12 protein-coding genes are annotated in these 13,296 nt (G+C 44.4%); 4 read left to right on the forward strand and 8 right to left on the reverse strand.

Features of this window, described 5'->3' with window-relative positions; translation table 11 throughout:
• Nucleotides 1-3: 3 nt before the first annotated feature.
• Complete coding sequence (gene waaA, locus OGY04_RS00925) at nucleotides 4-1,281, reverse strand: lipid IV(A) 3-deoxy-D-manno-octulosonic acid transferase (protein WP_048237015.1); 1,278 nt, start codon at nucleotides 1,279-1,281, stop codon at nucleotides 4-6.
• Nucleotides 1,282-1,706: 425 nt separating this feature from the next.
• Here waaA and OGY04_RS00930 point away from each other — a divergent pair, with 425 nt between their 5' ends.
• From OGY04_RS00930 to OGY04_RS00945, 4 genes are read left to right on the forward strand one after another with little or no spacing between them, the layout of a single operon-like run.
• Entirely contained in the window at nucleotides 1,707-2,831 is a 1,125-nt protein-coding gene (locus OGY04_RS00930; RefSeq protein WP_198803017.1) for a glycosyltransferase family 4 protein, read from the forward strand.
• Complete coding sequence (gene rfaP, locus OGY04_RS00935; protein ID WP_048215298.1) at nucleotides 2,824-3,621, forward strand: lipopolysaccharide core heptose(I) kinase RfaP; 798 nt, start codon at nucleotides 2,824-2,826, stop codon at nucleotides 3,619-3,621. Before OGY04_RS00930 ends, rfaP begins: the two co-directional genes overlap by 8 nt.
• A gap of 30 nt (nucleotides 3,622-3,651) precedes the next feature.
• The gene (locus OGY04_RS00940) at nucleotides 3,652-4,671 is read left to right on the forward strand and encodes a glycosyltransferase family 8 protein (protein ID WP_182315594.1); all 1,020 of its coding nucleotides are present in this window, start codon (nucleotides 3,652-3,654) and stop codon (nucleotides 4,669-4,671) included.
• A gap of 47 nt (nucleotides 4,672-4,718) precedes the next feature.
• Nucleotides 4,719-5,711, forward strand: coding sequence for a glycosyltransferase family 8 protein (locus OGY04_RS00945; RefSeq protein ID WP_286584605.1), 993 nt, complete (start codon nucleotides 4,719-4,721; stop codon nucleotides 5,709-5,711).
• A gap of 26 nt (nucleotides 5,712-5,737) precedes the next feature.
• Here OGY04_RS00945 and OGY04_RS00950 read toward each other — a convergent pair whose 3' ends face one another.
• The 7 genes from OGY04_RS00950 to rfaD form a co-directional block, all read right to left on the reverse strand.
• On the reverse strand, nucleotides 5,738-6,682 hold the full coding sequence (locus tag OGY04_RS00950) for a glycosyltransferase family 8 protein (protein ID WP_208743620.1): 945 nt from the start codon (nucleotides 6,680-6,682) through the stop codon (nucleotides 5,738-5,740).
• A complete protein-coding gene (rfaQ, locus tag OGY04_RS00955; RefSeq protein ID WP_286584609.1) occupies nucleotides 6,683-7,738 on the reverse strand; it encodes a lipopolysaccharide core heptosyltransferase RfaQ in 1,056 nt (351 codons plus the stop codon).
• 1 nt (nucleotide 7,739) lies between these two features.
• Nucleotides 7,740-8,753 (reverse strand): glycosyltransferase family 2 protein, encoded by a 1,014-nt coding sequence (locus OGY04_RS00960; protein ID WP_286584611.1) that lies wholly within the window; start codon nucleotides 8,751-8,753, stop codon nucleotides 7,740-7,742.
• Nucleotides 8,746-10,029, reverse strand: coding sequence for an O-antigen ligase family protein (locus OGY04_RS00965; RefSeq protein ID WP_286584612.1), 1,284 nt, complete (start codon nucleotides 10,027-10,029; stop codon nucleotides 8,746-8,748). The genes OGY04_RS00960 and OGY04_RS00965 overlap by 8 nt, the downstream gene beginning before the upstream one ends.
• A 16-nt stretch (nucleotides 10,030-10,045) precedes the next feature.
• Nucleotides 10,046-11,014: a lipopolysaccharide heptosyltransferase RfaC gene (gene rfaC / locus OGY04_RS00970; protein WP_286584615.1), complete on the reverse strand. Its 969-nt coding sequence runs from the start codon at nucleotides 11,012-11,014 to the stop codon at nucleotides 10,046-10,048.
• A 3-nt stretch (nucleotides 11,015-11,017) separates the two neighbouring features.
• Nucleotides 11,018-12,064, reverse strand: a complete 1,047-nt coding sequence (gene rfaF / locus OGY04_RS00975; protein WP_071446339.1) for an ADP-heptose--LPS heptosyltransferase RfaF — start codon at nucleotides 12,062-12,064, stop codon at nucleotides 11,018-11,020.
• A gap of 79 nt (nucleotides 12,065-12,143) precedes the next feature.
• Nucleotides 12,144-13,124, reverse strand: a complete 981-nt coding sequence (gene rfaD, locus OGY04_RS00980; protein ID WP_048227317.1) for an ADP-glyceromanno-heptose 6-epimerase — start codon at nucleotides 13,122-13,124, stop codon at nucleotides 12,144-12,146.
• Nucleotides 13,125-13,296: the final 172 nt, after the last annotated feature.

Below are 13,296 nucleotides of genomic sequence, written 5' to 3' on the forward strand. Positions count from 1 at the left end.
GCCTCAATGCGTTTTGGGTGGCAGGTAAGGTTCCAGCAGTTGCAGAAGACGCTGTAGCGCGCCCTGATTTTGATACAGAACTTCAACTGCGTGACGGCCATAAAAATTACGATAATCTGCATCGGTCAGTAAGGAAGAGACCTCTTTCACCAGCGTAGTTGCGTCGGTGACGGTGATCAATCCGCTTGCCTGTTCGAGACGGGCGCAAATATCTTTAAAATTAAACGTATGTGGTCCCATCAACACCGGAATAGCATGCGCTGCCGCTTCCAGCGGGTTGTGTCCACCACGTTCAACCAGTGAACCGCCGACAAAAGCAAGGTCGGCAATGCCATACAGCAACATCAGCTCACCCATGGTATCGCCGATCACAACCTGAGTACCTGATGACGGAACTTCACCCGAAGAACGAGTGGTATAGCTTAGTCCAGCCTGGCGTACGAGGTTAATGGCATCCGGGAACCGTTCTGGATGTCTGGGAACCAGAATCAATAAAAGATTCGGGAACTGATTTAATAACGCCTGATGAGCGGCAATGATGATGCTTTCTTCACCGTCGTGGGTGCTGGTTGCAATCCATACCGGGCGGTGAGGCGCCCATTGACGACGTAATGTCACCGCTTTTGCGGCCAGTTGCGGTGTGACGGATATATCAAACTTCAGGCTGCCAGTAACGGTGACTTGATTGCTTCTGGCGCCAAGCGTAATAAAACGTGCGCCATCTTCTTCGTTTTGTGCGGCAATCAACGTAATTCGACGCAGTAGTCTGCCAACAAATTTACCTAATTTCGCATAACCAGCGGCTGAACGAGCAGAAAGACGTGCGTTGGCAATGACCAGAGGAATGTGGCGCTTATGGAGTGCCGCGATCAGATTTGGCCACAGCTCGGTTTCCATAATTAACACCAGTTTGGGGTCAACTTTATTCAGAAAACGGTTCAGGGCATCCGGTAAATCGTATGGCAAATAAATGTGCTGAACGTCAGTGCCAAAAGCAGATTGTACGCGCTCGGAACCGGTTGGCGTCATGGTGGTTACCGTGATCGGCAAGTCGGGATAACGATGTCGCAGAGCGCGAACTAATGGGATTGCAGCCAGCGTTTCGCCCACAGAAACCGAATGAAGCATGATGCCGCCAGGTTTTAGCGGGCGGCGATAAAAGCCGTAGCGTTCGCCCCAGCGTTTACGGTAGGCCGGAGCCTTACGTCCGCGCACCCAAAGCCGTATCCAGATCAAAGGCTGAATAAGGTAGAAAAGGGCGGTGTAAAGCAATTCGAGCATAATGGTAGCTGACTTATGAATGTGCTGGGGATTCTATGTATTTAACTATGGCTTTACCATCATTTTTATCCAGGTTGTATCAAAACGATGGAATTGATGAGGGACCGATTTCGCTGATGGCTATTTCAAAAATGCACATGGCCGCATTTATATGTCTTAACCTCTTGTGCGGTGTACGTTTTCTGATGAACTGGTTTCTTTTTTTATCTATATGTTTTTCATGGCTTATTTTGTATTTTGTTCAAAAAATATTCATTTCGGAATGCGTGATAATAAATGATATACTACTGCGCAATTTCAGGTAGCTAGCGGGCAGAAACGTTTCGAAAGCTCAGAAAGTCATCTTTGGATGCTTTAGGCAAGGATTACACGATTCTGATGCTTCAAACCTGACATGCCTGGCGACGCGATGCGGATATTAATGCATGAATATTGCTTTTTGTTTGTACAAGTATTTTCCCTATGGTGGGTTACAACGTGATTTCTTGCGGGTAGCGCTGACGGTTGCTTCTCGTGGCCATCATGTTCAGGTATTTACCCAGTCATGGCAGGGCGAGCGTCCGAAAGGGCTGGAGATTATACTCGTCCCCGTCACATCCAGAACGAATCATGGGAAAAACGAGCAATATTATCAGTGGGTTCAGAATTATTTAACTCAACATCCCGTCGATCGTGTCGTTGGTTTTAATAAAATGCCTGGGTTGGATGTGTATTACGCTGCGGACGTTTGCTATGCAGAAAAGGTCGCCCGCGAGAAAGGCTTTTTCTACAAATTGACTCGCAGGTACCGACACTATTCTGCATTTGAAAAAGCCGTATTTCAGCAGGGTGCCGGCACTACGCTTTTGATGTTAACCGATAAGCAAATTGGTGACTTCAAACATCATTACCAAACTGAGAGCCAGCATTTTTGTATCCTGCCACCAGGAATTTATCCTGACCGAAAGTACAGCCAACAACCTGAAAACAGCCGGCAGGTTGTCAGAGAAAAAAACGGTATTGGTCTCGATCAGTACTTACTCTTACAGGTAGGTTCCGATTTCAAACGCAAAGGTGTGCCAAGAACATTACAGGCGTTGGCTTCTTTGCCTGATGTCATCCGCCACCGCACGCGATTGATGGTTGTTGGTCAGGATAAGGCCGATCGCTATCGCGCTCAGGCTCGTCAATTGGGGGTTGAAGAACAAGTGCAGTTCTTCTCGGGGCGAGACGATGTCGCAGAATTGATGTCTGCTGCTGATTTATTACTTCACCCCGCTGTACAGGAAGCTGCCGGTATTGTCTTGCTAGAAGCTGTAGTTGCCGGGCTACCAGTATTAACTACCGAAGTTTGCGGCTATGCGGGTTATATCAACGCCGCACAATGTGGGGTGGTGATTCCTGAACCTTTTGAGCAGGAAAATCTGAATACAGCACTTTTCGATGCGCTGCAAAATAATGAGCAGAGAAGCCGTTGGGCCGGGAACGCGCGGCATTTTGCTGATACAGAAGATCTCTACAGCCTGGCAGATAAAGCTGCAGATATCATTTTAGGTCCTAAGAATGATTGAATTAAAAGAACCATTTGCCACGCAGTGGCAAGGAAAAGACCCGTTTACTGAAGTCACTAAGCTGGATGGTGAGGTTTTTCGCGCTCTGGAAACACGGCGTACCCTACGTTTTGAGATGATGGGAAAGGGTTATTTTCTTAAATATCATCATGGAACCACGCTTAAAGAAGTGGTGAAGAACCTTATATCTCTGCGTATGCCTGTACTGGGTGCCGACCGTGAGTGGCTGGCGATTCACCGCTTAAAAGAACTGAATGTTGATACTATGACAGGGGTTGCATTTGGTCAAAAAGGTCTGAATCCGTTAGAGCGAACCTCGTTTATCATCACTGAGGACCTTTCTCCCGCCATCAGCCTTGAAGATTTTTGTGCCGGGTGGGGAGTTGAGCGTCCTGATTTTGTATTAAAACGGACCATTATTACCCGTGTGGCAGAAATGGTGGGTAAAATGCATCGGGGTGGAGTAAATCATCGGGATTGCTATATTTGCCATTTTTTACTCCAACAACCGATGCCAGAAAATATTGCGGATATCAAACTTTCCGTAATCGATCTGCATCGTGCACAAATTCGTCAACATGTACCGCGCCGCTGGCGAGACAAGGACTTGATCGGACTCTATTTCTCTTCACTTGAGATCGGTCTGACGTCCAGAGATATCTACCGTTTTTTACGTGTCTATTTTTCGATGCCACTACGTGAAATCTTTCGTCAGGAAGTCAGGTTGTTTGAACAGGCTGTCACAAAAGCGCAAAAAATAAGACGAAGAACAATAAGAAAAGCGCTATAAATCACATATAAAGTTTGAGGCCATTTTATTATGAACATTGATTTCCAGAAGCTAGTTATTCAAAAACACGTCATAGACAGCTCTACGCATGAGAAGAGTAAAAAACTAAGTGTTGCGTATGGTGTCGACCGTAATTTTTTATTTGGTTCTGGCATTTCAATGACCTCAGTATTAGTGAATAACCCTGATATTGATATTCACTTTTATATAGCAACAGACTATATAGATGACGATTATCTGGAGAGTGTAAAACGCCTGACCCAAATGTATAGTACGACTGTGACGGTTCTTGTGTTCGATAACGCGGCGTTTCGTGACTTACCGAGTACAAAAGCATGGACTTATGCAATGTACTATCGTTATTTCGCATTTGAATATTTAAGCACAGACTTAAGCTCCGTACTGTATCTTGATGCAGATGTTATTTGCAAAGGATCTCTCCGCGAGCTTACCGAGATTAATTTCTGTGGAGAATATGCCGCTGTTATTAATGATATTGATGAAGTGCGTATTAAATCCGGTAATAGACTCGGTATTCCTGAACTGAGTAACGGTTACTTTAACTCTGGCGTGGTATTTGCTAATCTCGAAGTGTGGCGTGAACAGAAGCTGTTGACCAAAGCATTTTCTATTTTAGAAAAACGTCAAAAGGAACTTCTATATTTTGACCAGGATGTGTTAAATATATTATTTGTAGGGAATGTGATTTTCCTGAGAAGAGATTTTAACTGTATTTATGGTGTGGATCAGGAACTAAAAAACAAAAACGATAAGATTTATCAGGATTATATTACAGATGATACTGTTTTAATCCATTATGTCGGTGTTACTAAGCCATGGCATACATGGGCTAAATATCCGGTGGCTAAATTCTTCATCGAAGCATATAAAAAATCCGCATGGGCGGAACAATCCTTGTTAAATGCAAATACGGCAAAGTTGTATAAACGTAAGTCACGGCATGAAAGAGTGCAGCGTAAATATATTCGCTCGGTACTTAGTCATGTAATGTATATAAAAAATAAGTTAAACAATTCAAAAGCATATTGAATATAGAAACAATAACTTATTGATAATAGATTAAATAGGTGTAGCGAATGAACTTTGATTGTCATCAGTCTATAAAAAAGATACTTGAGTTTAATCAAGCGCCGACCGAACAAAAAATACAACTTAACATCGCCTGGGGTGTTGACAGGAATTTTATGTTTGGTGCTGCAATTTCGATGACATCGGTACTATTGAATAATAAAGATTTAAATATCCATTTTCATCTTTTTACTGACTACATTGATGCTGATTACCAGCAGCGGATTTCTAAATTAGCAGAGCAATTTTCCACAAACATCTCAATTTATGTTATGGATGCTAATGGGTTAAAGGTTTTACCAAGTGGCCACGCTTGGTCACACGCAATGTACTTCAGATTTATTGCCTTTGAATATCTTGGTGAGAAAATTGATTCACTTTTATACATTGATGCGGATGTGATGTGCAAAGGTTCACTTTTTGAACTCACGCAGATTGATCTTGGAGAATATGTTGCAGCGGTAATTACTGATGTGGATGATAGCCCTGCCAGAGATATTGAGATAAATAAAGATTATTTTAATTCAGGTGTCATATTTGCAAACCTGAAAAAGTGGAAAGAGCAGAATTTTATCAATGCAGCTTTTGATATCTTATTAGACAAAAATAACAAACTTTCATTTCCAGATCAGGATGTCTTGAATATTCTTTTCTTTAAAAAAGTATTTTTTCTGGAAAGAAGATTTAATGCTATCTATGGTATTAAGCAAGAATTAAAAAGCAAGAACCTTTCAAAATATAAAGAGTATATAACGCCTGAAACGATTCTTATCCATTATATAGGTGTAACTAAACCATGGAATTCATGGGCTGACTATCCCTCTGCACAGTACTTTGTTGAAGCCTGGAAAGCTTCGCCGTGGGCGGATGTTCCACTGCTACCAGCCAGAACGCCAAAACAGTATAAAAAGAAATCACGCCATGAAAGATTACAAGGGAAGTATTTCACCTCGGTAATCAGTTATATTGGTTATTTGCGTGAAAAATTAAAAAGTAAGTAAAAAAACTCCCGTAAGGGAGTTTTTTATTAACGTAATTTAGTCTTAAGGTATTTCAAATACCATTTAAATGAGGCGTAATAATTCCCTTTTTTAGCTTCCTGGCGTGAATAGACCCGATAATCAGTAGGTCTCATACGTGGAGCGTAAGAACGCATTTCTGTGTTTCGCCATGGTGTGAAATGATGGTAGAAAAGATAAAGTTGCTGTGAAAGCCCAGTATGTTCTTTATACCAGGGTTTCCTTCCACCGGTGAAATGAATAATTCGAGGTAAGCTATCTTTTTGATAAAAAAAGGTATCTTTTTGCTGGTCTGTGAACCAGTTAAATAAGAAATTCCATCGCTTATCAATAAATTTAACGTTACCGTTCATTGCGATGTTCAGTGCATCCTGATCAAAGTAAGGTAAGGATTTACCTTGTTCAAATAACACTGTGTTTGCTTTATTTTCAATGTCATACTTGATCCAGTTTTCAATGTTAATATATAAAAAACCAGCATTGAAATAATGACCAGTATTAAGGCTCAGACGTTTGGCATTTTTTGTATCATGAATATCGAGAGAATCATGGCTGACAGCGCAAATGACATTGCTAATATCAATGCTGTTAATATCATTGAGCTTATCAAAACATAGTGTATCAGCATCTAAATAGATAAAATGTTCAACCTTATCCTTAAGTAAGCGCGGTACGGCCAGACGCATATAGGTAGAACGGTTCAGGTGTTTGATTGCAAAGTCATTGTTATACTTTTCAATCTCTTCCTTATCGATATTGATAACCTGAATTTTATCACTGGTAGAACGTAGTTTATTGATTTCTTCATCTGTAACGTCATAGACAAAGACGAAGAATGACAGATCCTGCCCCGGGTTGTTCATTATGACAGACATAATGGACACTGCTACATATTCCAGATAATTGGCATCTGTACAGTAAGCAATGTTAATAACGTTTTTTTTGCTGTCCATTTATGCTTTCTCATTACCTTTTATATTGTCACTATCATGAAGTACCTTATCGATAGCGTCAATCACAGCTTGCTCCGGTATCCATGTTAGATATTTTTTAGATCTGTCGAGTTCATCTCGAGAAGGCATCGGATGATAATCGCCAGCCCAAATCAATAAAGCTTTATCCGACCATGGCTTCCACTGTTGATAATTGGTGGCGCCAAACAGGCAGACCTGCGGTGTCTTTAGCGCCGCTGCCATATGCATAGGAGCAGAATCGACGCCAATGTACAGAACTGCATGATCGATCAATGCAGCCAACTGCAAAAAGGTGGTTTTACCTGCCAGCGTCAGATCAGGGGAAGATTGACACAGTTCAGCAATGCGCTGAACCTGCTGCTGCTCACTTAGCGCTGGCCCACAGGTAAGATAAACATGCAGACCACGCCGATGAAGGTGGTCTATAACATGCGCAAATTTTTCATCGCCCCAGCATTTAAACTCTTGTCTGGCAGTGGGTTGAATAACGACATATTTTTGTGAAGGCAATTCCGGGAGTAGGGTAACTAAATGTTGATAGTCGTCAGGGCGATAACAAAGAGACATCTCTTTCTTCAGTTCTGTTTCGCTAAACCCAATACCTTTTAGAATAGATAAATTTTGTTCAACAATATGCGTTCCAATGGATGGCGTTACTCGCGTAAAAAGTCGGTTCCACTGATCTTTTTCGCGCTCAAAAGCAATTGAAGGGCAACGCAAAGAGGCTATAAGAGCGCCGATCGGCCATTGTTCGGTGAGGTTAACGATCAGGTCGTAGTGATTTTTCTTCAGTTTTTGACGCACTGAAAGGTAATTTTTCACTGTTGACAGCAGGCCTTGCTTTTTCTCAATCAGATAAAAATTATTGATATCTTTATGGGCGGCTAAGATTGCTTTGGTATCTTTATAGAGCAGCAAATCGATCTTAGCTTGCGGATAACGAGCCCGAATGCTGGCAATAACAGGTGTAGTTAGCAGAACATCCCCATAAAACTTGAGCTTGCAAATAAGAATCCGGTCAACTTTTTCAAACATGTTAAAATCCCTTTCGCAAGAATAAGCTTTTGCAAGCAGATATTATCTTATATCTTGTTTCAGAAATAGAACGATCGATATGGGGATATTTCATTTTCAGAATTATTTTCTTCTTGACGATTTTCGTATCGCAGCATGCAAGTGCATTCTGAATGTCATTTAGCATACTCTCGCTATAGCGATAATAACCTTTTTTCTTGCGTAAAAGTTTACGTCCTTCGAGAAAGCAATTGATAATCATAAATGTCGCAACAGTACGCTTGGATCTATTTTCATTAATATAGTTATACATTTTTCGCATAGCAAAGAAGATGCTGTCAGCGTCACTATCAATAATGTTCTCGGTAATACTTTTATCGTTTACTCGGTAGTAATATAACTTATTCTCGATTTTTAGAATCTTATGGCATTTAAAATACTGGAATGGGCAAAAAATCATGTCTTCGTAGCGATGATGTTCCTCGAACTTATCGCTACCAATGATATTGCGGTGAAAGATTTTTGTCATCAGATGCCATTGCCCTGCCTTGAATGTTGGTAATAGAGGGGCGTAATTGTCATCTGATAAGGTTATTTCGCGCTGGGTAATGTTGTTTTCCATTTTCGGCGCGTTCTTATACAAATTGTTTATATCTCGAGTTAAGTTAAATTCGATGATGTCATATTTTTCGTCTCTTAACTTAGGCAAGAGAATTGTAAAATAATTCTGGCAGACAATATCATCACTGTCTACAAAGCCAATATATTTCCCTGTCGCATGAGCAAGCCCAACGTTGCGGGTGATTGCAACACCCTGATTTTTTTGACTTATATATTTAACATTATGACAATCTTTTTCACGGTAAAACGCATTTATACGCTCTTCGGTTAAATCCGTAGAGCCATCATTAACAATTATTATCTCCACATCATCAGTGATGCTCTGATGTATAGACGCCAACGTCGCTGTGATGAGTTCAGCGTTGTTGTATGTAGGTATAATAATGCTCAGTAAATAACCGGAAGCGTTAACCATGGCATCGTTCTCTTGTTGGACTCGAGCTCAGTACTGCTGCTACACATAACGCCAGCACGCTGCTCAGGGCTTCACCTTTGGCATACAATAATAAATCACTCAAGCCATAGACTGCGATAGCGCTTGAGACGACGAACAACAGAGGACTACGTTGCCAGTAAGCTATTAAAAACATGGCAGTATAGAGCAAGAGTAGCACAACAACACCAGGGATGCCTTTTAGTGAGAAGGTATCAACTATTTCGTTATGCAGGTGGACGTTAATGAACTCAAGTGCCCCTTGCAGCGAGGTGTCCTGCACCGCAAGTCGCTGAATTTCTGCTCCGCGTTGTTCGAGTGACTGTCCCCAGTGGTGCACTTTCCCGGCTTCAATACCTGCCCGTTGCATCGCCAGTCTCGCGCCGATAGAAGTATTACTATTGTTTTGATTATAAGAGTGCAGATCAACCAGGAAGTTCTGATAGCGGCTTTCAATGATTGGTTTTAAGGGGATTGCAGCAGCCCCCACCAGTATTACAAAACCCAGCAGTGCCCTTAATAGCATAGTGCGGTTGTGACGATAGTACATCAGGAATAGGCCGACACTCAGGATCGGGTATACCAAAATAGCAGCTCGAGTTTGCGTTGTGATGATGACTGCCAGCGATATCAAAAAATGTAACAGATAGAGTGCAACGGTGTGTTTTAGACGCAGATTAATAATGGCCTGAGAGGCTAATAATGCAATTAGCGTCAGAGCGTAGGCTGTGCCGGTTTGGTGTTCAAAGCCCAGCGCAACACGGTAGGTCATAATATCTGGTGCCCCGGCGACCTCGTAGCCTGCGAAAAGATACAGGCCTATTGCTGTAAGAATCGTCCAGATACTGGTGATGCGAGTTTTGTTGGCACATGGCTCTCGCGATGCCAAAGCGGTCATAACCAGTGCGGCAAAAATCATCACTTTGCCACCGTTCTGGTATGACCTATAGGCTCCGGTAAAAGCAGATCCTGGCTGTTTAAATATTTCTACCCAAATAATCTGGAGTAAACCGAAGAGCAACAACATAACAGGTAAAACCAGGTTTTGTTTGTTACTGCACACATGTTTTATATTTTTTCCTATAAGCGGTAGAGATAGCGCCGTGGAGAAAATAAATACCTTCAGCGCTTCATCTGGATTGACCAGCACCATCGCAAGCGTTGCCAGGATCCCAGCGTAAAATAAGAAGTATATAAAATCGAATGGATTATTTTTTATACTATAAATAAAGCGAGAAAACATGTGTTGGCGAAGCATGGTTCATCTCTTAAAGTTAGAGCAAATTATTATCAACTAGCGATATGTTGACTAAGTTAGCATCCAGATCCTGCAATTTTCCGGAATGGCTTTGCTGTGTGTATTGATTCTTCCCATATCCCCCAATCAGTCCGGGATCCGTTGGGCCATACAACGTAATATTAGGGCGATCCAACGCGGCGGTTAAATGGCTCAATCCTGTATCAACCGACACCACAAACTTTGCCCCCGCCAGAATGCGAGCCACATCTTCCAGACTCATTCGCGGCAGGACATCAACATAGGGAAACCCTTCTGCCAGCCTTTTGGCGCGCGCTTCTTCATGAGGGGCACCCCAGGGCAGTTTAATATGGATGCCGGTATTATTTAACAGGCCAATCAGCTCCCGCCAGTTGGCTTCTGGCCAGTGCTTATCATCACGTGTCGTGGCGTGCAGAAATACAGCATACTGGCCTGCATCAGCCTTATGTTCATTCATAAAATGCTGCGCAATAGCGTAATCACCCTGCGACTGCGGTTTAACATATCCCAGGCTTTTGGCGAACAATTCACGCGTACGTTCTACCGCGTGCTGCTGTTTGGCTATGTGATGTTTGCGATTATAAAACAGACTCGCCAGCGGTTCGCGGGCTGTGCTCCAGTCCATACCATGCTTGATGCCACGTGCCAGACGTGTCACCAACGCGGCGCTCTTAACCAAACCCTGCGCATCGATTATCGCGTCATAATGCTGTAAATGCACCGCATCACGAAACGCTTTACGCTCGGCTTTTATCGGCGCTGAAAACCAGGCTTTACGCCAGCGACGGATCGCTACTGGAATAACCCGGTCAACGGCTGAATGCCAGGAGGGGATTTGAGCGAACCCTTCTTCCACCACCCAATCAAATTGAATACCCGGAATAGCCTGCTGCGCATCGGTTAATGCGGGCAACGTATGCAGTACATCGCCCATAGACGACGTTTTAACGATCAGAACCCGCATCCGTCAGGCTTCCTCTTGTAACAACAGGTCGTTGAGTTCTTCCAGTACGCGCTGGGGTGTGATGTCAATCAGGCTCTGGTGATAGCCTTCTGCCGCATCGCCCTTACGCACTTTGTGATACCCCGTGATCAGGCGAATGACACGTGCCTTGTGGGAAAGCGGGGGCGTAAAATCCGGGCTGCTTGGACCATACAATGCGACCAGTGGACGGTTCAGTGCTGCGGCCACGTGCATTAATCCAGAATCGTTGGTGACGACCGCTTTGCAGGCGGCGAGCAGAATGACGGCCTGTTCCAGCTGTGTTTCGCCCGCCAGATTACGGCACCAGGCTTGCTGTTCAGTGCTCAGCGTTGCCAGGATCTCATTGCCAGCTTCATGGTCTTTTGCTGAGCCAAACAGCACAATCTGATGGCCTTCATCGATCAACTGCTTCGCCAACTCTGCGTAGTGGTAATGTGGCCAGCGTTTTGCTGGACCAAATTCCGCACCTGGGCAAAAACCGATGATGGGGCGTTCGGCTGAAAGGGAGAACTGGCTACAGGTTAGCGATTTTTCACCCTCGCTGACCTGCAACTGTGGCCATAGCAGAGGCTGCGGCAAATCTTTGGCCGTCAGCATCACGCCTTTATCATAAGCCAGAGCCACATAGCGCTCGACCATCAGTGGCCATGCGTCTTTATCCAGTACGCGCGCATCGTTCAGCAGACCGTAGCGCATCTCGCCACGCCAACCGGTACGATGGGGAATACCCGCAAAGAATGGCACCAGAGCTGATTTAAACGAGTTAGGCAGCACATAAGCGCGGTCATAGCGCTTCTCACGCAGACTGTGGCCGAGTTTACGGCGCTCGCCGATCTCCAGCGCGCCGTGCCCCAACGGCATGGCGATAGCTTCGTTGACTTCTGGCATGCGCGACAATAACGGACGGCACCATGCAGGTGCCATCACGTCGATTATCGCCTGGGGATAGCGCGCCTTGAGCGTGCGATAGAGACTTTGCGACATCATCATGTCGCCCACCCAAGACGGGCCAACCACCAAAATCTTCATTCACTTCATCCTTCAAGCTGTCTCTGCGTTGGCTGCCTGCGTTCACTCCGGTCACTTACTCTTGTAAGCTCCCGGAGGTTCACTTAGTTGCCGCCTTGATACCGCTCGAATGATTTTGTGAATTTGTAGCGTTGTCGCGGTTCAGCCAGGCCATATATTCCGTGACGCCTTCGGCGACGGTTTTAAACGGCTTGTCATAGCCCGCTGCGCGCAGGTTCGTCAGATCTGCCTGGGTAAATGCCTGGTAGCGGCCTTTCAGTTTTTCCGGGAATGGAATGTACTCAATGCTGCCTTTTTTGTGGTACGCCAGCGTAGCATCGGCAACGGCCTGGAAAGATTCCGCACGACCTGTACCGAGGTTAAAGATACCGGAAACCCCGTTTTCCAGGAACCACAGGTTTACCGCAGCCACGTCGCCTACGTAAACGAAATCACGTTTGAAGTTTTCACTGCCTTCAAACAGTTTTGGCGTTTCGCCATTGTTAAGCTGGGTGTTGAGGTGGAAAGCAACGCTTGCCATGCTGCCTTTGTGGCCTTCACGCGGTCCGTAGACGTTGAAATAGCGGAAGCCAACAATCTGAGAATTGGCTTCTGGCAGGATCTGACGCACGTACTCGTCGAACAGGAATTTTGAGTAGCCGTAGACGTTCAGCGGTTTCTCATATTCACGGGATTCGATGAAATCAGAAGTGCGACCGCCGTAGGTGGCGGCAGAGGACGCGTACAGGAACGGGATTTCACGCTCCAGGCAGTAGTGCAGTAGCTCTTTGGAGTATTGATAGTTGTTGTCCATCATATACTTGCCGTCCCACTCGGTGGTGGAAGAGCATGCGCCTTCGTGGAAAATCGCTTCGATATCGCCGAAATCTTCCCCGGCCATAATCTGGATCAGGAAGTCTTCCTTGTCCATGTAGTCAGCAATATTCAGATCCACCAGGTTAACAAACTTGGTGCCGTCTTTCAGGTTGTCCACCACCAGGATGTCGGTGATGCCTTTATCATTCAGGGACTTAACGATGTTGCTGCCGATAAAGCCCGCGCCGCCGGTAACGATGATCATAAATGTAACCTTCGAATTATGGAGTCAGAGACAATCTCAGACACGAATACTTCTATCATATCACTACATGGCTTAGGCTTCAGCCATTCACCGATAAGCCGTGCGGGTACACGTGATTTATGCTTCATTTTGAAGAAGTGATGATGCGTCATCTCGTATCAACGTATAGCTT

It is taken from the genome of Citrobacter sp. Cpo091 (assembly GCF_030332645.1).
In the GTDB taxonomy this organism is placed as follows: domain Bacteria; phylum Pseudomonadota; class Gammaproteobacteria; order Enterobacterales; family Enterobacteriaceae; genus Citrobacter; species Citrobacter portucalensis.